The sequence below is a fragment of the Pseudomonas sp. QTF5 genome, from assembly GCF_000512695.2.
GTDB lineage: Bacteria > Pseudomonadota > Gammaproteobacteria > Pseudomonadales > Pseudomonadaceae > Aquipseudomonas.
Window position 1 is genome coordinate 132,340 of record NZ_AZRW02000011.1, and the last position, 17,746, is coordinate 150,085.

Below are 17,746 nucleotides of genomic sequence, written 5' to 3' on the forward strand. Positions count from 1 at the left end.
GGGTCGAACTCCGTCGTCAGTCGCGCGCTAAAAGGCGCGGGGCAAGCTCTTTGAGAGCGCGTCGATACACCTCGCGCTTGAATGTCACCACCTGGCCCAACGGATACCAATAACTGACCCAGCGCCAGCCATCGAATTCCGGTTTACCGGTCAAATCCATCCGCACCCGCTGCTCGTTGGAGATCAGGCGCAGGAGAAACCATTTCTGTTTCTGGCCAATGCACAGTGGTTGGCTGTGCGTCCTGACCAGACGTTGCGGCAAACGATAACGCAACCAGCCCCGGGTGCAGGCGAGAATTTCAACATCTTCGCGCTCCAGGCCCACTTCTTCGTTCAACTCGCGGTACAAGGCGTCTTCCGGCGTCTCCTGGGGGTTGATCCCTCCCTGTGGAAACTGCCAGGCATCTTGATTGATACGGCGAGCCCATAGCACCTGGCCGGCATCATTCGTCAGAATGATCCCGACATTGGGGCGGAAACCATCGGGGTCGATCACGGCAACAACCTCGCAAACGCATATCACCGCATTGTTCCACAAAGGTTGTGAAAGCAGCAACGAGCCGACCTACCTTATGTGCACTCTTGTGAAAAGTCCGTATTCTGGAGACCTTTCTACAGACTTTTCAGCGAGTAACTGCAATGCGGCTGGCTTTATTCGACTTGGACAACACGCTACTGGGCGGTGACAGTGACCACGCCTGGGGCGATTACCTGTGCGAGCGCGGTTTCCTCGACGCCGTCGCCTACAAGGCACGCAACGACGAGTTCTATCAGGATTACCTGGCCGGCAAGCTGGATAACGACGCGTACCTGAACTTCTGCCTGGAAGTTCTTGGCCGCACCGAGATGGCCACGCTGGATCAATGGCACCTGGACTATATGCGCGACTGCATCGAACCGATCGTGCTGCCCAAGGCCATCGAACTGCTGACCAAACACCGTGAAGCCGGCGACAAACTGGTGATCATCACTGCCACCAACCGCTTTGTGACCGGGCCCATTGCAGCACGTTTAGGCGTTGAAACCCTGATCGCCACCGAATGCGAAATGATCGACGGCCGTTACAGCGGGCGCAGCACCGATGTCCCATGTTTCCGAGAAGGCAAGGTGACCCGGTTGATTCGTTGGCTGGAAGAGACCGGGTATTCACTGGAAGACAGTTATTTTTATAGCGACTCGATGAATGATTTGCCGCTTCTTGAGCAAGTGGCGAATCCGGTGGCGGTCGATCCTGATCCGAATTTGCGCGCCGAGGCCGAGAAGCGTGGCTGGCCGGTGATGTCGTTGCGCGACTGATATCGCCTTCGCGAGCAAGCCCGCTCCCACAATGATTTCGGTGGACACAGGATTTGTGCACAGCCGAGATCAATGTGGGAGCGGGCTTGCTCGCGAAGGGGCCAACTCGGTCTGAAGCCTTAAACCGGCTTCGCGCCCATCAACCCCGCAATCGCGATGAAACAAACAAAGCTGAACAGTGCGAGCGCAAAGGTGAATTTGCCGTTCCCCGTCGGCGCCTTGCGCAACTTGTTGAGCCGCACCACCAACCAGAACCAGCCCAACGCCGCCACGGCGTAAAGCACACTGGAAGCCAACAGCCAGGTCTGCCCCAACGGCCAGCCCACCAGATGCACCATCCACCAGCCGGTGAACGGCATGCTCAGCAATGCCAGCCCCATCAACAGCCAGATGAACACCTGCGGCCGTTGCAAGGTACGAGTGTGAGCCGTCGCATCACCGCTGCGGCGTATGCGCCAGACCCAGATCGCCAGTCCCAGTGCGCTGATTAGCAGCACTACCGTCGCCACCATGTGAGCGATTTTAAGGGTGGTTAACGTTTCCATTGTTCGATTTCCTTATGGCTTGCTCGTCAGCGTAGCCGCTCAGCCGAGAAACAGCTTATAGGCCGGATTGTCGCTTTCGTCCCAGTACGGGTAACCGATTTCTTCCAGCGCGGCCGGTACCAGATGACGCTCGTCGTGCGGCACTTGCAGGCCCGCGACCACCCGGCCATCCGCCGCGCCGTGGTTGCGGTAGTGAAACATCGAAATGTTCCAGCGCCCACCGAGCTTGTTGAGGAAGTTGAACAACGCCCCCGGACGCTCCGGGAACTCGAAACGCAGCACCACTTCATCGACAACGTGGGCAGCACGCCCGCCAACCATATGGCGAATGTGCAACTTGGCCAGTTCGTTGTCGGTCAGGTCGAGCACCGGGAAACCCTGCTCGGTAAGACTGGCGAGCAGCGCGCTGCGCGGGTCGTTTTCCGGATGCGTCTGCACGCCGACAAAAATGTGCGCTTCACTGCCGGTGCTGTAGCGGTAGTTGAATTCGGTGATCTGGCGCTTGCCGATGGCTTCGCAGAACGCCTTGAAGCTGCCCGGTTTCTCGGGGATGGTCACGGCGATGATGGCTTCGCGGCCCTCGCCCAGTTCAGCGCGCTCGGCCACATGGCGCAGGCGGTCGAAGTTGACGTTGGCGCCGGAGTCGATGGCCACGAAGGTATGCCCCGTGACACCGCGTTGCTCGACATATTTCTTGATCCCGGCCACGCCCAAGGCACCAGCAGGCTCAGTGATCGAGCGGGTATCGTCGTAGATATCCTTTATTGCGGCACAGATCTCGTCGGTGCTGACGGTGATGACTTCGTCTACGTAATCTTTGCAGATATCGAAGGTATGCTGGCCGATCTGCGCCACCGCGACGCCATCGGCGAAGAGACCCACGGTCGGCAGCACCACGCGCTCGCCGGCCGCCATGGCGGCTTGCAGGCAGTTGGAGTCATCCGGTTCGACGCCGATGATTTTGATGTCCGGGCGCAGGTATTTCACGTACGCCGCAATTCCGGCGATCAGGCCGCCACCGCCCACAGGAACGAAGATCGCATCCAGACGCCCCGGATGCTGGCGCAGAATCTCCATCGCCACCGTGCCCTGCCCGGCAATGGTGTGGGGGTCGTCGTAAGGGTGAATGTAGACGTAGCCTTTCTCATCGACCAGTTTCAGCGAGTAGGCCAGGGCTTCCGGGAACGAATCCCCGTGCAGCACCACTTTGCCGCCGCGCGAGCGCACACCTTCGACCTTGATCTCCGGGGTAGTCTTGGGCATCACGATGGTCGCTTTCACGCCCAGTACCTTGGCCGCCAGGGCCAAGCCTTGCGCATGATTGCCCGCCGACGCGGTGACGACGCCGCGAGCGCGCTCTTCATCGCTCAATTGCGTCAACTTGTTATAGGCGCCGCGAATCTTGAACGAGAACACCGGCTGCAAGTCTTCACGCTTGAGCCAGATATCGTTGCCCAGCCGCTCGGAGAGCTGGCGGGCAGTCTGCAATGGGGTTTCTACGGCAACGTCATAAACGCGCGAGGTGAGGATCTTTTTGACGTACTGTTCGAGCATCGGAAAGCATCACTGAGCGGGTTGGGCAGGGTCAAGGAGTCTAACCCGGCTTTTGGGCGGGCGACCACACTAAACAGGTGGTTTTAACCGCTCGCGAGCGCAAGAGACTCATTGTGGCGAGGGAGCTTGCTCCCGTTGGAGCGCGAAGCGTTCCCAAAACCGACACCCCGTTCTTTCAGACACACTGCATCAGCAGGTTTTACGACTGCTGCGCAGCCGAGCGGGAGCAAGCTCCCTCGCCACAGGCAAGCCCCCTCGCCACCATTCGACATACCGGCAATGACCTTCCCCATCGCGAGGCCTATAATGCCGGCCTTTCGTTCCCCTTTCGGCACTTCGGAGCCCGCATGACCCAGGATCAACTCAAACAGGCCGTAGCCCAGGCCGCCGTCGACTTCATCCTTCCAAAACTCGACGACAAGAGCATCGTCGGGGTCGGCACCGGCTCCACCGCCAACTGTTTCATCGATGCCCTGGCCAAGCACAAAGGCGCGTTCGATGGCGCGGTCGCCAGTTCCGAAGCCACCGCCGCCCGCCTCAAGAGCCATGGCATTCCGGTGTATGAGCTCAATACCGTGAGCAATCTGGAGTTCTACGTCGACGGCGCCGATGAAAGCGACGAACACCTGAACCTGATCAAGGGCGGTGGCGCGGCCCTGACCCGCGAGAAGATTGTTGCGGCTGTGGCCAAGACCTTCATCTGCATTGCCGACGCCAGCAAACTGGTGCCGGTCCTCGGTGCGTTCCCGCTGCCGGTGGAAGTGATCCCGATGGCCCGCAGCCATGTGGCCCGCGAACTGGTGAAACTCGGCGGCGACCCGGTTTACCGTGAAGGCGTGCTGACCGACAACGGCAACATCATCCTCGATGTGTTCAACATGCAGATCACCAACCCGGTGGAACTGGAAACACAGATCAATGCCATCGTCGGCGTGGTCACCAACGGTTTGTTCGCAGCTCGCCCGGCTGATTTGCTGCTGCTGGGCACGAGCGGAGGTGTGAAAACCCTGCGCGCCCAATAAGGCAAACACTAAACAGTGTGGGAGCGGGCTTGCTCGCGAAGAGGCCGTGTCAGCCAATAGAGATGTCGGCTGACAGAGCGCTTTCGCGAGCAAGCCCGCTCCCACATTTGTTTTGTAGTGTTTGTCAGGGTTGTGCCGGTTTTTTGAAGACGTAGAAAAGGTTCGGCTCGCTGACGAGGTACAGGGTGCCGTCATCGTCCATGGCGATGCCTTCCGCCTGCGGCACAGTCTTCTGCAATCCCTGACGGCCCTTGCTCAGTGACAGGGTGGTCAGCGGCCGTCCGTCGACATCCAGCTCCAGGATCAGTCGCGACTCATCGGACAGCGCCAGCAAATGGCCGCTGCGCTCGTCGTACTGCAGGCTCGACAGGTCTCGCACGAACATCCCGGCATCACGCTTGGGGTTGTTCACCACATGCACCGCGTAGGATTTTTCCGGGTTGTAATGCGGAAACCCCTGCACTTCGTAAATCAGCATCGGGTCGCGCTCCTTGGCGACAAACAAGCGTTTGCCCACTGAGTCATAGGCCAACCCTTCAAACCCCTTATTGCCCCTCATGTGCACACCGAGGGTCATCTGCTCAGCGTCCGCGGCATCGAGGAACGTCGTGTCCTTCTCCAGATGAACCTTGATCAGCCGTTGCTGGCGCTCGTCGGTGATCACGTAAGTGTCAGCACTGATGAACTCCACCGCCTCCGCGTCGCCAAACCCGACCAGCGCCACACGCCGCAGGATTTTGCCTTCCAGGGACAACTCGATCAGTTCGGCATTTTTGTTGGTGACGGTGAACAGGCTTTTGCGCACGGGATCGTAGGTCAGCGCCGAAACATCATCGTCCAGACCGTCAATGACTCGCGCCTCGATCGCTACCTGATACTGATCCAGGCCGATGGACTGGGCATTCATCGGTTGCCATAACGCCTGCACATTGAACCAGGCGCGCTCGAACAGACGCAGGTGCTGACCGATGACAACCAGCACGATCAGCACGATTACCGACAGGATCAGCATCAGGGATTTTGGACGGGCAAATCGGCGCATTCAGGCAAGCTCGGAAACAAAACGGGCGGATGAAATACCACGGCAGTATGAATTCAAGCTTAATGGCGTAGGGCTATTATTTTTGCTTTTCGAAGCGGTAGAACAGGTTCGGCTCACTCACCATGTACAGCGTTCCCGCTTCGTCCATGGTCACGCCTTCGGCACGGGGGATGGTTTTTTTCAGACCATTGAAACCGCCGAGCAAGGTCATGAAACTGACCTGTTCGCCCTTCTCATCCAGTTCCAGCAACAGGTGAGAATCGGCGGACAACACCAGCGTATGACCGGTGCGCGGATCAATGGCCAGGGCCGACAGATTGCGGATATCCAGTTCGTCGCTGGCCAGCTTTTGCTTGTCGCCCTTGAGGGTCTGGCTGCCGTCGCTTTTCCAGCTGAACAGCGCCGGTGGACGCTCTTCACCCAGCAGCAGTTGCTGGTTGCGCGCATCCCAAACGATCGCCTCAAAGGCTTTATTCTGATTTTTCGACGGCCCAAGGTCATATTTCGGGAAACTGGTGATATTCAGTTCGCGAGTATCGGCATCGACCTTGACGATGGAAAGCAAGTGTTTGCGCTCATCGGTAATCGCCAGCAAACCGTTGCCCATGACCGTCACCCCTTCCGGGTTGCCCCAACCCACCAGCGGCATTTTCCGCAACACATCGCCCTGCAACGTCAGCTCGACCAGGAACGGATTCTTGCCCATTACCGCAAACAGGGTTTTGGTCTGCGGGTCATAAGACAGGTCCGACGCTTCATCCTCCTCCATGCCTGGCAGCAGCTTGGCGTCGATCACCGTCCGGTAATCCGGCAGCCAGACACTCTCCTGACGTTCGGCCGGGCTTTCGAACCGCTCCATTACCCAGAGCACGCCGCGATCATCCCAGTGCATCGCAAACACGAGGCCATACACGGCGGCCGCCACCAGTAAAAACCAGGAATACCAACGCATGACAAAGCGCGAGCGTCGGGCAGTTTTCAGCTTGGGCAGCGGTTGGGTGGTCATGCGGGGATGCGTTCCAGAAATTCAGGCTATGGGTAATAGCACATTGAGACTGGCTCAGACGCCAGAAGCCCCGGAATTATCCAGACAAAATGTGAAAAAAACGGGAAATGGCGGGATTGCCCTGTGCGGGCAGATGCGATTTGCAGGAAGGATCACAAACCAAAGTGGGAGCGGGCTTGCTCGCGAATGCGGTCTGTCATCCAACATTGATGTTGGATTTGACGGCCTCTTCGCGAGCAAGTCGAATCGTCGCACCGCCGCTCCCACAGGGTTTTGCGTTGGGTCAGCGTACGCTGCTGGTGAAGCGACTGGCGCCCGGCAGTTCGAGCACCAGTTCGTCGCCGACATTCAGGGGGCCAACACCCACCGGCGTGCCGGTGAGGATCACGTCACCGGCCTGCAACGAGAAGCAGCCGGCCATGTACTGGATCATCGGCACGATCGGATTGAGCATGTCCTTGCTGTTGCCATCCTGGCGGACTTCGCCATTGATGCTCAGGCGGATGCCGATGTCGGTCAGGTCGGCGAAGGTACTGCCAGCCACGAACGGCGCAATCACTGCCGCACCGTCGAAGGATTTGGCGATTTCCCACGGCAGCCCCTTGGCTTTCAGCTCGGCCTGTTTGTCGCGCAGGGTCAGGTCCAGAGCCGGGGCGATGCCGGAGATAGCATCCAACACTTCTTCACGGCTCGGTTTGGTCGACAACGGCTTGCCAATCAACACGGCGATTTCCGCTTCGTAATGCACCGAGCCACGTTCGGTCGGAATGCTGAAACCGCCTTCCAGCGGCACCACGCAACTGCCCGGCTTGATGAATAGCAGCGGCTCGGTGGGCACCGGATTGTCCAGCTCCTTGGCATGTTCGGCGTAGTTACGGCCGATGCACACCACTTTCCCCAACGGGAAATGAATACGCGTACCGTCGACATACTGGTGCTGATAGCTCATTACCGACTCCTGCTTCGTGCTCTTAAAGTTCGAAGAATCAAACAGCGAAAATCTTGCCCGGGTTCATGATGCCGTTCGGGTCGAACACCGCTTTGACGGCTTTCATGTACTCGATCTCAACCGGCGAGCGACTGTAGGTCAAGTAGTCACGCTTGGTCATGCCCACGCCATGTTCGGCGGAAATCGAACCGTTGTACTTCTCGACGGTTTCGAACACCCACTTGTTGACGGTCGCGCACTTGGCGAAGAACTCGTCCTTGCTCAGGTTATCCGGCTTGAGGATGTTCAAGTGCAGGTTGCCGTCGCCGATGTGGCCGAACCAGACGATTTCGAAATCGGGGTAGTGTTCGCCGACGATCGCGTCGATTTCCTTCAGGAACGCCGGGACTTTCGACACAGTGACCGAAATGTCGTTTTTGTATGGCGTCCAGTGGGAAATGGTTTCGGAGATGTACTCGCGCAGCTTCCAGAGGTTCTGCAACTGGCTTTCGCTCTGGCTCATCACGCCATCCAGCACCCAGCCCTGCTCGACGCAGTGCTCGAAGGTTTCCAGGGCGTGATTGGCCACATCGATGGTGGTCGCTTCGAATTCCAGCAGTGCGTAGAACGGGCAATCGGATTCGAACGGTGCCGGCACATCGCCGCGCGCCATGACCTTGGCCAGGGCTTTATCGGAGAAGAACTCGAATGCGGTCAGATCAAGTTTGCTCTGGAACGCGTGCAACACCGGCATGATCGAATCAAAATCGGCAGTGCCGAGGACCATCGCTGTGAGGTTTTTCGGCGCACGATCCAGACGCATGGTGGCTTCGACCACAAAGCCCAGCGTGCCTTCGGCGCCGATAAACAGCTGGCGCAGGTCGTAGCCAGTGGCGTTCTTGATCAAGTCTTTATTCAATTCCAGCAGATCGCCCTTGCCCGTGACGACTTTCATGCCGGCCACCCAGTTGCGGGTCATGCCATAGCGAATGACCTTGATTCCGCCGGCATTGGTGCCGATATTGCCACCAATCTGACTGGAACCTGCCGAGGCGAAGTCCACCGGGTAGTACAGACCGTGCTCTTCGGCCTTGTTCTGCAATTGTTCGGTGACCACGCCCGGCTGACAAACGGCCGTGCGGTCAGTCAGGTTCACGTCGAGGATCTGATTCATGTAGTCGAAGGACACGACCACTTCGCCATTGGCTGCCACGGCCGCAGCGGAAAGCCCGGTACGACCGCCGGACGGCACCAGCGCAACCTTGTGTTCGTTGGCCCAACGGACAATGGCCTGGACCTGCTCGGTGGTCTTGGGGAAAACAATGGCTGTCGGGGCCGGGGCGAAATGCTTGGTCCAATCCTTGCCGTAAGCATTCAGGGAGTCGGCATCGGTCAGCACCTTGCCAGGCTCAACCAAGGTCTTCAGCTCATCAATCAAGGCAGGAGTGGTCATCGACAGAACTCTCGAACAATTCATGGTCATCCTGAAGACGCTTCACGTCGCAGGAACGAGTGTTTAGCAGGGCGCATATGCTAGCATACCGACCCCGCAGGATAGTGCCCAACGGCTGTTCTGCGGCGACGGCTGTCATGCCGCTCGGGTCAGCGTCTGCTGGCTACTTCCCTGCCAATTTTCTCCGGGATACAGGTTTACGCAGATGAGCAAGACTTCTCTCGATAAGAGCAAGATCAAGTTCCTTCTTCTCGAAGGCGTCCACCAATCGGCTGTCGACGTCCTCAAGGCGGCGGGCTACACCAGCATCGAGTACCTCACAGGTTCTCTGCCGGAAGCCCAGCTGAAGGAAAAGATCGCTGATGCTCACTTCATCGGCATTCGCTCCCGCACTCAACTGACCGAAGAGATCTTCGATCACGCGAAGAAACTGGTGGCTGTCGGCTGTTTCTGCATCGGCACCAACCAGGTCGACCTCGGCGCGGCTCGTGAACGCGGCATCGCGGTATTCAATGCGCCGTACTCCAACACCCGCTCCGTCGCCGAGCTGGTGCTGGCCGAGGCGATCCTGTTGCTGCGCGGCATCCCTGAGAAGAACGCTTCCTGCCACCGTGGCGGCTGGATCAAGAGCGCAGCCAACTCCTTCGAAATCCGTGGCAAAAAGCTGGGTATCGTCGGTTACGGCTCGATCGGTACTCAATTGTCGGTCCTGGCGGAAGGCTTAGGGATGCAGGTGTACTTCTACGACACCGTGACCAAGCTGCCACTGGGCAACGCTACCCAGGTCGGTAACCTGCACGAGCTGCTGGGCATGTCCGACATCGTCACCCTGCACGTTCCGGAAACCGCTGCCACCCAGTGGATGATCGGCGAGAAGGAAATCCGCGCCATCAAGAAGGGCGGCATTCTGATCAACGCTGCTCGCGGCACCGTGGTCGAGCTGGACGCCCTGGCGGACGCGATCAAGGACAAGCACCTGATCGGCGCGGCCATCGACGTGTTCCCGGTGGAGCCGCGCTCCAACGAAGAAGAGTTCGAAAGCCCGCTACGTGGCCTGGACAACGTGATCCTGACCCCGCACATCGGTGGTTCCACCGCTGAAGCGCAGGCCAACATCGGTCTGGAAGTGGCGGAAAAACTGGTCAAGTACAGCGACAACGGTACGTCGGTGTCGTCCGTGAACTTCCCGGAAGTGGCTCTGCCGGCTCACCCTGGCAAGCACCGTCTGCTGCACATCCACGAGAACATTCCGGGTGTGATGAGCGAGATCAACAAGGTCTTCGCCGAAAACGGCATCAACATTTCCGGTCAGTTCCTGCAGACCAACGAGAAAGTCGGCTACGTGGTGATCGACGTAGACGCCGAATACTCGGACCTGGCGCAAGAGAAGCTGCAGCTCATCAACGGCACTATCCGTAGCCGCGTGTTGTTCTGATCGCGACTTGAGCGACAAAAAAGGGAGCTCCTTGGAGCTCCCTTTTTCATGCCGGTGAAAAAGTTACTTCACAGTCACGGTGATTTTCTTCGAAACGATTGGCGGATCGAACGGCATGTGACCACTGTCGCCCAGTTCGAGCTGCAAGGTGTGCTTGCCTGGTGCCAGTTTGATTTCGGCCTGGGTCTGCGCTTTACCGAAGTGCATGTGATTGGCATCCGTCGGGATCGGCGCACCTTCGGCGGGGAGCTTGTCGACATCGATCAGCAGGTGATGATGCCCCGTGTTTTTGGTGACATCACCGGCAGGCGCCAGCGCGATGTTCTTCACAGCGAATTTGACGGTGAAGGTCTGGGGAACCGTGGCGCCGTCCTCAGGAGAGACAATGGACGCTTCGGCACCTTTCGGAGCCGGCGTGGCAGCACTGGCCAACACCGAAACACCCATCAGCACACCAGCCAACGCTGCACGTGACATAAAGCTTTTCATTCTCTTCTCCAGTTTTTCCGTAAAATTCGCTCGACCGTGACAACTTCACGGCCATTCGTTGTCGAAGGCACACGACAACCATAGCAAAGCGAGCCTGAACAGCGCGTCGCGATAAATGAATTCAAAGGAGTGACCATGCGATTTTTGCCTGGCCTGATTTGCCTGCTACCCCTTTTGAGCCCTTTGGCTCATGCCGAACTGATTGACGATGTAAACGACCGCGGCGAATTGCGCATTGCCCTTGAGGCTAATACACCGCCCTTCAATTTCAAGGAGGACGACAAACTGACCGGGTTCGAGGTCGAGCTGGGGCAGTTGCTGGCCGCTGAGCTGGATGTGCGCGCCGACTTTGTCGTCACCGATTCCAGTGATTTGCTGACCGGCGTCGAAAGTGGCAAATACGACATCGCCATCAACCACATTACAGAGAGTCCGGCGCTCACGGAGCGTTTCGACTTCAGCCAACCTTACATTCAAACCAATGCGCAATTGATCGCGCAGAAAGAAGAACCGCGCTCAATACTACTGGTGCAGTCACTCACAGAGGAAAAGCCGAAAGCCAGCCAGACCGTGAGCCTGGCGATTCCGTTTCAGAAGGGTAACCCGGCATTTCATGCCAGCCTGGAAAACGCGCTGCAGCGGATCAAGGCGGATGGTCGGCTGGAAGCGTTGTCACAGAAGTGGTTCGGGGCGGATGCGAATGTGGCGCCGAAACAATAAGACAATGAAGATTTAATGTGGGAGCGGCGGTGCGGCGATCCGACTTGCTCGCGAATGCAGTGTGTCAGGCAACATTGATGTCGATTGACACTCCCTCTTCGCGAGCAAGCCCGCTCCCACATGGGTTTTGGACAGGTCGTCAGTTCAGGGTTGCCAGGGCTATCGCCGCTTGTGGCAACTCCAACTCGCTGAAAACCTGAACGCCATTGCGCTTGAGCAATGCAGCGGTAACCCCTTCACCGCTGACCTTCACGCCACTGAACGTCCCGTCATAGGTCAACAGATTCCCGCAAGACGGACTGTTGGCCTTGAGCACGGCTATGCGGATGCCGTGCTGTTGCACCAGTTCCAGCGCCTGATAAGCCCCCGAAAGAAACTCGGCACTGACGTCCTCGCCCTCGGTGGTGATGACCGATACAAGACCATCAAGCACTTCATCGCCCTGCCCGCCCGGAATCTCCGCCGCCGCCCTTGGCGTCGGCAAACCACCGGCGACTTCCGGGCACAACGGCACCACCCGGCCTTCGGCAATCCACTGTTCCAACAGATTGAATGGCCCGCTCGCCCCGCCGTCGTAACGAACGCGGTGACCGAGCAAACAGCGGCTTACCAGAATTTTTTGCATGATCAGAACGGCTCGTTGCCACGACGGCGGAACCAGCCCGTCAACGACAGGCGCTCGCGGGTCGCGGGCAGGACTTCGTGGGGTACTTCGCCCGACAGGAACACCACCAGGCATCCTCCGGTGGGCACTACATCGTGTTCGACACCTTCGTCCAGGTACATGCGTAGCTGGCCGCCATGTTCGGGCAGCCAGCCGTCATTGAGGTAGATCACCGCCGAGACCATGCGCCGGTCGTCGTCGCGAAAACGGTCGACATGCTTGAGGTAGAAAGCGCCGGGCGGGTACAGGGCGAAATGGCTTTCGTAATCTTCCAGGCCCAGAAACAAATCGCGATTCATCGCCTCACGCAGGCCGTCCATCAACCCCAGATAGCGGTCGCAAGCCTCGGCCTGACCGGGTTCGAGCCACTGAATATGGTCGCCACGAATGCCCTCGCGGATCTCCGAAAACGGCCCGCGCCCCACGGCGGCCGGGGCGAGTTCGCCCTCCGCAGCACGTTTTCGGCACTCGGCCGCCAGCGCTTGGGTCAGATCCAGAGGCAGGAAAATATTCTGCTGCGACCAACCGCGCTCAGCCAGGTCGTCGACGATACGTAACAGCAGCGGGTGATCAGAGGGTATGTGCATGGCGCGCATAGTATTCCTGTGCCCGCAAATCCGACAGAGCCGCGCAGCGGAGGATTGGTCGGATAAGGCACTCAACCTGATACGAATTCTCGACAAGTACGAATACCCCACGGAGAATAGTCGCCTGCTGACAGGAGCCCCTATGCGTCGTTTGCTTTTCTCACTGTTGATGTTCTGCGTTTTGCCCGCCTGGGCGGACGGCCACGACCAGTTGTACAAGGTCGCCGGCTGGGCAGAACAACGCGCGCATTTCAACGATGCTCTCTCCACCGCTCAGCAGCGTTACCAGAATAGCCTGCCGCCGGCAGTGTTTCAGGCTCTGGTCAATAACAGCAACCAGCGCTTTGCTCCCAAAGCCATGGACCAGCGTGCCGAGGCGCAACTGCGCAAGAAACTCACCGATCCGAAACCTGCACTGACCTTCTTCCAATCGCCCTTGGGCAAGAAAATCGTCGCCGCCGAACTGCTGGCGACCCGCCGCGATCAATTGGCGAAAAACGCCAAGGGCTTGCCGAAAATACAGGCCAGCGATACCCGTCAACTCATCATTGGCCACCTCGCCCAGGCCCTGCCTGCCCGCGAGGCCGGTGCTGAAGTCAGCCTGGCGATCGCGGGCGTGGCGGCCGACAGCCTTAGCTCGATGATCCCCGGCCTGCTCGGGGGCGGTCAGGCTCAAGGCATGTTGAATGGTCAGCGTCAGCGCCTGATGGAGCAGATCGGCGCTGACCTGAACAACACACTGCTGTATGTCTATCGCGACCTGACGGATGAAGAGCTGGAAGAGTTCGCGACCTTTGCCGAGTCCACTGAAGGCAAGGCTTACTACCAAGCGGCATTGGCGGCGATTCGGGCGGGGTTGGCGGTGGGGCAGAGTACGTCGAGCCTCAGTCAATAATATTCAGCGTCTGGAACATCGCTTTCGCGAGCAAGCCCGCTCCCACACTTGATCTCTGGCGTATGCAAATTCTGTATCCGCTGGAGATCTAATGTGGGAGCGGGCTTGCTCGCGAAGAGGCCCGAACGACCGCTAAAGATTCCGCCCCTTCATCCGCTTGCTCAAAAACCCGAAATACTCCCCACGCAACGCCGATGTCTCATTCGCCAGATGATGCCGCGCTTCAGGCAGCATCAGCACCTGAGGCCGATCGAACTTGCCCCGCAACACCTCAAGGTTGTGTTGCCAATCTACGGTCATGTCCGCCTGCCCCTGCACGATCAGCGGCCGCCGCGGACTCTTCGGTGCCGCTTCGATACGCTTGATCCACCGCCCCAACGCACCGACCCAGGCCGTTGGCAGGCGCAGCGGTTGCAGCGGATCGGCTTGCAGGAACGCCAGGAAGTCAGGGTCGTTGGAATTCTCGCTGAAACGCCGGGCGATACCGTTGACGAACGGCTTGAGCAAGTAATAACTGAGCTTCGACCAGCCCCAGGCTCGCGGCCGCACCAGGGGCGACAGCAGAATTACCTGCCCTTGGGCGGGACTGCTCGCCCCCTGATTGAGCACATGATCGATCACGATCGCCCCGCCGGTGCTTTGCCCGCACAAGTGCCAAGGCTGCGGAAGGCCCAGCGATTGCGCCTCGGCCAATAGCCCTTGCAGCGTGCTCTGATACTCGGCGAAATCCTTGATGCTCGCCCGTTCGCCACTGGACAGGCCATGCCCCGGCAGGTCACAGGCGATCACCGCAAAACCCTGGTCCAGCGCCCACTCGATTACATGCCGGTAGAGCCCGGTGTGATCGTAGAAGCCGTGAAACAGAAACAGGGTCGCCTTCGCCCGCTCGGGCCACCAGAGCTGGCTGACCACTTCATAGCCATCGACCTCGAAACGCCCCAGGCCATTGCGCAAGGTTCGCTGCGCAAAATCCAGTCCATAAAAATGCTGATAGGCCATGGCTTCCATCGACAGCGGCTGCCACTCGGCCAATGGCCGCAGGCCGGCACGCAAATGATCGGGGTCGAAAGTGGCAGACATGGGCTATTCCAGAACGCGAAACGGACTTTATGGGCCTGCGATATTCATCTGTCGCGGCAAGCATGGCAAGCTAGCCGACCTTCGAGGATGGAAACCCATGCGCCCGGCCTACCGCACCACACTGCTTACCAGCCTGCTCGCCCTTGTGTGTGCCGGCGTGCTGTGGGCCGCCTATGACTGGTTTCAGGGGCGCTACTTGCGCGCCTTCAGTTCGCACACTGCGGTGTTCTCCGGCGACCCGTTGCGCCTGCCGGACGAACTCGCAGGCCCCGGCGCCATTCGCCTGGTGCACTTCTGGGACCCGGCCTGCCCGTGCAATGTCGGCAATCAACAACACCTGACCGAACTGGTTGAGCAATATCTACCGCAGGGTGTCGAGTTCTATGCGGTACAAAAGCCCGGCAGCCACGGTCAGTTGCCGAGCACCTTGAGTCGCCTTAAAACCATCACTGTCTTGCCAGGTTCCGAACAGATCCCTGCCAGCCCGGCGGTGGCGATCTGGGACCGCAGTGGCAGGCTGGCGTATTTCGGTCCGTACAGCGAAGGCCTGACCTGCAACTCGAGCAACAGTTTTATCGAGCCGATCCTGCAAGCGCTGAATGAAGGGCGGGCGGTGAATGCCACGAATACGCTGGCGGTGGGTTGCTACTGCCCGTGGCCAAAAAAAAAACAATAGATAACTAGTGCAATATGCCCACCTTAAGTCAGGATGGGCAAAAATTGCTTTACGAAGATTTATGATATTAGGCAAAGGTATTAGACAATATCTTTAAAATCCAAATAACGTCTTAATGGCCCCGGAATTTCTACGGAGCCGTCAGCCTTTTGAAAGTTTTCCAAAATCGCGATCATCGTTCTTCCTAGTGCCGAAGCGGTTCCATTGAGAGTATGAACATACTGATTTTTCTTCAGAAGAGGATCCTTATATTTAATATTAAGGCGCCGCGATTGATAGTCAGTACAATTACTTGCTGACGTTATTTCACCATATTCCCCGGCAGTGCCTTTACCCGGCATCCAAGCCTCAATATCGTATTTTTTGTACGCCGGCGCCCCCAAGTCGCCAGTGCAATTTAGTACGACTCGATACGGAATACCAAGCTCGGTATAAATCTCTTCCTGCAATGCAAGAATTTTATCATGATATTCAGCGCTATCCTCGGGCAAACACACTACAAATAATTCTAATTTTTCAAATTGATGGACCCTATAAAGGCCTTTGCTAGACTTACCGGAGGCCCCAGCTTCTCGCCTGAAACAATGGCTTTCGGCAATATAAAGAAGTGGCAGTCGAGCACGATCAATTACCTCATCAGAATGCATACCGGCAATACATATTTCGGCTGTAGCGATAAGACTCTTATCTAGGCCACCCAGTTCGTACGTATTGCTTTCGTCCCCCTTGGGAGAAAATCCTACGCCTTCCATTATATGATTGTAAGATATGTCCGGCGTTTGCAAAGGTGTGAAGCCGGCCTTTAATGCCTTGTTGAAAATATAGCTCTTCAGCGCGTGCTGGAGGAACACTGCTTGATTTTTAAGAAAATAAAATTTTGAACCTGCGACTTTTGCACCCGAGTCAAAATCAAGCAAGTCGAGACTACGCCCCAATTCAAGATGATCCTTACTGGGCAAGAAGAACTTGGGAATGTCTCCACTTACTCGAACAGTTAAGTTATCTTCATCGCTGAGGCCAATTGGCACATCTGACGATGTCCAATTTGGTAACTGGCGGATACACAATGAAAGTTCTGCATCAAGTAAATTAAACCTCTCCTTAGCTTTTATAATGGCACCTTTTAATGTCTTCGTACTCATCGCGACGGACGGCGGGCTTTCCGCCGTTGAGGCACTATCTCTGGGACCTTTCGAAAGAGCATTCAACTGACCTTGCATATCCTCAAGCTCTCGCTTTTGCGATTTAACGTCCTCATAGAGAGAAATAATGCGATCCAAATCGATTTTTATATTTCGTGCCGACAAATTGGACTTCATCGACTGATGATTTTCTTGCAGCTGCTTTATATCTATCATATTTAATACCCGCATATTATTCTAATACTTACGGAAACAAACGGTTTCAGCCCACCGAACCATTACCAAAAATCTAGACAACAACTAAAGGGTTAGATAAAAAATTTGCTAATGCTTTAATGCCAGATCGCATTTGATCGATATCGATTTTCTCATTAGCTGAGTGTGCATCACTTAAAGAGCCTGCACCAAAAATCGCAGTGGGAATATTGGCTTCCCGGGCATAATGTCGAGCATCACAACTAGCCCTCCATGCAAATATTCCATTGTTCTTTGCTAACCCCCCGCGCCTCGGAAACAGATTGATCTAATCGCTTTAAAAAAATGTCCTCCTCAGAAACAGTTATTTCACTCGAGTATTCAATAAAGTTTCGATATCTTCTATCGACGCAGCTGGCAAAAAACCAACATTAAAAGTGAAGCTGCACTTTTCGGGCACGGAACCAGGCCACTCCCCCCCTGAAATCTTACCCACATTTATCTGTACAGGTCGTTTCCAGATTGAAAAGGCAGAGTCACTATGAGACTCCCGCATCCCACCACCCAAACCACTTGTATTCTTTATAGGCAGCTTAGCAATAACTCGCAATGCTATTTTTGTAGTACAATTCGCTAATTAACGAAGGAAATCTCCTATAACCACATCACCTCAACCAATTAATCCGCTACTCACCCAGAAATATGGTGCCGCTTCATTAATCCTAGATCAGCGGCCTCAACGCTATAGATCATGTTCTTCCGCCTAAAACCATCTCATTTATCCGCGAACTTTTGACTCAACTATTTATATACTTCGCAGTACGAACCAGCAACCAGCCTTTGCGTAGGAGACGTACTAATTATGCGCAAGGAATTACCTATATGAGACACTACTCCAAACAACTCATACGTAACACTGTTTAATCCAGACACGACAACGAACACTAGAAGATGGAGTCCGTAGATTCAGTGACACTTTCTTGGGATGGCCACGCACACACTCGCGGTGGGGTGTTA

20 protein-coding genes are annotated in these 17,746 nt (G+C 56.8%); 6 read left to right on the forward strand and 14 right to left on the reverse strand.

Going from position 1 to position 17,746, the window contains the following annotated elements; all coding sequences use genetic code 11:
* Positions 1–16: 16 nt before the first annotated feature.
* On the reverse strand, positions 17–496 hold the full coding sequence (locus IC37_RS11785; protein WP_007897732.1) for an RNA pyrophosphohydrolase: 480 nt from the start codon (positions 494–496) through the stop codon (positions 17–19).
* A gap of 143 nt (positions 497–639) precedes the next feature.
* Between IC37_RS11785 and IC37_RS11790 the strand changes: the two genes are divergently transcribed.
* Positions 640–1,296, forward strand: a complete 657-nt coding sequence (locus tag IC37_RS11790; RefSeq protein ID WP_030130126.1) for an HAD family phosphatase — start codon at positions 640–642, stop codon at positions 1,294–1,296.
* A 119-nt stretch (positions 1,297–1,415) separates the two neighbouring features.
* On the opposite strand, the gene IC37_RS11795 is transcribed toward IC37_RS11790, so the two are convergent.
* Positions 1,416–1,841: a DUF2269 domain-containing protein gene (locus tag IC37_RS11795; RefSeq protein ID WP_030130125.1), complete on the reverse strand. Its 426-nt coding sequence runs from the start codon at positions 1,839–1,841 to the stop codon at positions 1,416–1,418.
* 39 nt (positions 1,842–1,880) lie between these two features.
* Positions 1,881–3,395, reverse strand: coding sequence for a threonine ammonia-lyase, biosynthetic (gene ilvA / locus IC37_RS11800; RefSeq protein ID WP_030130124.1), 1,515 nt, complete (start codon positions 3,393–3,395; stop codon positions 1,881–1,883).
* Positions 3,396–3,742: 347 nt separating this feature from the next.
* Here ilvA and rpiA point away from each other — a divergent pair, with 347 nt between their 5' ends.
* The gene (gene rpiA, locus IC37_RS11805) at positions 3,743–4,417 is read left to right on the forward strand and encodes a ribose-5-phosphate isomerase RpiA (protein ID WP_030130123.1); all 675 of its coding nucleotides are present in this window, start codon (positions 3,743–3,745) and stop codon (positions 4,415–4,417) included.
* 124 nt (positions 4,418–4,541) lie between these two features.
* On the opposite strand, the gene IC37_RS11810 is transcribed toward rpiA, so the two are convergent.
* The 4 genes from IC37_RS11810 to IC37_RS11825 form a co-directional block, all read right to left on the reverse strand.
* Complete coding sequence (locus tag IC37_RS11810) at positions 4,542–5,459, reverse strand: SdiA-regulated domain-containing protein (RefSeq protein WP_030130122.1); 918 nt, start codon at positions 5,457–5,459, stop codon at positions 4,542–4,544.
* A 76-nt stretch (positions 5,460–5,535) separates the two neighbouring features.
* A complete protein-coding gene (locus IC37_RS11815) occupies positions 5,536–6,465 on the reverse strand; it encodes an SdiA-regulated domain-containing protein (RefSeq protein WP_030130121.1) in 930 nt (309 codons plus the stop codon).
* Between the two features lie 283 nt (positions 6,466–6,748).
* The gene (locus IC37_RS11820) at positions 6,749–7,414 is read right to left on the reverse strand and encodes a fumarylacetoacetate hydrolase family protein (RefSeq protein ID WP_030130120.1); all 666 of its coding nucleotides are present in this window, start codon (positions 7,412–7,414) and stop codon (positions 6,749–6,751) included.
* Between the two features lie 37 nt (positions 7,415–7,451).
* Positions 7,452–8,846, reverse strand: a complete 1,395-nt coding sequence (locus IC37_RS11825) for an FAD-binding oxidoreductase (protein ID WP_030130119.1) — start codon at positions 8,844–8,846, stop codon at positions 7,452–7,454.
* A gap of 205 nt (positions 8,847–9,051) precedes the next feature.
* Here IC37_RS11825 and serA point away from each other — a divergent pair, with 205 nt between their 5' ends.
* Positions 9,052–10,281 carry a phosphoglycerate dehydrogenase gene (gene serA / locus IC37_RS11835; RefSeq protein ID WP_030130118.1) on the forward strand — a complete coding sequence of 410 codons (1,230 nt, stop codon included), beginning with the start codon at positions 9,052–9,054 and terminating at the stop codon, positions 10,279–10,281.
* A gap of 63 nt (positions 10,282–10,344) precedes the next feature.
* Here serA and IC37_RS11840 read toward each other — a convergent pair whose 3' ends face one another.
* Entirely contained in the window at positions 10,345–10,770 is a 426-nt protein-coding gene (locus IC37_RS11840) for a DUF4399 domain-containing protein (RefSeq protein WP_030130117.1), read from the reverse strand.
* 135 nt (positions 10,771–10,905) lie between these two features.
* Here IC37_RS11840 and IC37_RS11845 point away from each other — a divergent pair, with 135 nt between their 5' ends.
* Positions 10,906–11,490 carry a transporter substrate-binding domain-containing protein gene (locus tag IC37_RS11845; protein ID WP_030130116.1) on the forward strand — a complete coding sequence of 195 codons (585 nt, stop codon included), beginning with the start codon at positions 10,906–10,908 and terminating at the stop codon, positions 11,488–11,490.
* A gap of 139 nt (positions 11,491–11,629) precedes the next feature.
* Here IC37_RS11845 and IC37_RS11855 read toward each other — a convergent pair whose 3' ends face one another.
* A complete protein-coding gene (locus IC37_RS11855; protein WP_030130115.1) occupies positions 11,630–12,115 on the reverse strand; it encodes a DUF523 domain-containing protein in 486 nt (161 codons plus the stop codon).
* 2 nt (positions 12,116–12,117) lie between these two features.
* Positions 12,118–12,750 carry a 2OG-Fe(II) oxygenase gene (locus IC37_RS11860; RefSeq protein ID WP_030130114.1) on the reverse strand — a complete coding sequence of 211 codons (633 nt, stop codon included), beginning with the start codon at positions 12,748–12,750 and terminating at the stop codon, positions 12,118–12,120.
* 133 nt (positions 12,751–12,883) lie between these two features.
* Here IC37_RS11860 and IC37_RS11865 point away from each other — a divergent pair, with 133 nt between their 5' ends.
* Complete coding sequence (locus IC37_RS11865) at positions 12,884–13,636, forward strand: DUF2059 domain-containing protein (protein ID WP_030130113.1); 753 nt, start codon at positions 12,884–12,886, stop codon at positions 13,634–13,636.
* Between the two features lie 132 nt (positions 13,637–13,768).
* On the opposite strand, the gene IC37_RS11870 is transcribed toward IC37_RS11865, so the two are convergent.
* On the reverse strand, positions 13,769–14,716 hold the full coding sequence (locus IC37_RS11870) for an alpha/beta hydrolase (RefSeq protein ID WP_030130112.1): 948 nt from the start codon (positions 14,714–14,716) through the stop codon (positions 13,769–13,771).
* A gap of 97 nt (positions 14,717–14,813) precedes the next feature.
* On the opposite strand from IC37_RS11870, the gene IC37_RS11875 reads away from it, so the two are divergent.
* Positions 14,814–15,392 (forward strand): DUF6436 domain-containing protein, encoded by a 579-nt coding sequence (locus tag IC37_RS11875; protein ID WP_030130111.1) that lies wholly within the window; start codon positions 14,814–14,816, stop codon positions 15,390–15,392.
* An 80-nt stretch (positions 15,393–15,472) separates the two neighbouring features.
* Here the strand turns inward: IC37_RS11875 and serS are convergent, their stop codons facing one another.
* The 3 genes from serS to IC37_RS30965 form a co-directional block, all read right to left on the reverse strand.
* On the reverse strand, positions 15,473–16,750 hold the full coding sequence (gene serS / locus IC37_RS11880; RefSeq protein WP_030130110.1) for a serine--tRNA ligase: 1,278 nt from the start codon (positions 16,748–16,750) through the stop codon (positions 15,473–15,475).
* 73 nt (positions 16,751–16,823) lie between these two features.
* A complete protein-coding gene (locus IC37_RS30960) occupies positions 16,824–17,057 on the reverse strand; it encodes a M20/M25/M40 family metallo-hydrolase (protein ID WP_081729333.1) in 234 nt (77 codons plus the stop codon).
* Positions 17,058–17,093: 36 nt separating this feature from the next.
* Positions 17,094–17,339 (reverse strand): peptidase dimerization domain-containing protein, encoded by a 246-nt coding sequence (locus IC37_RS30965; RefSeq protein WP_143519178.1) that lies wholly within the window; start codon positions 17,337–17,339, stop codon positions 17,094–17,096.
* Positions 17,340–17,746 lie beyond the last annotated feature (407 nt).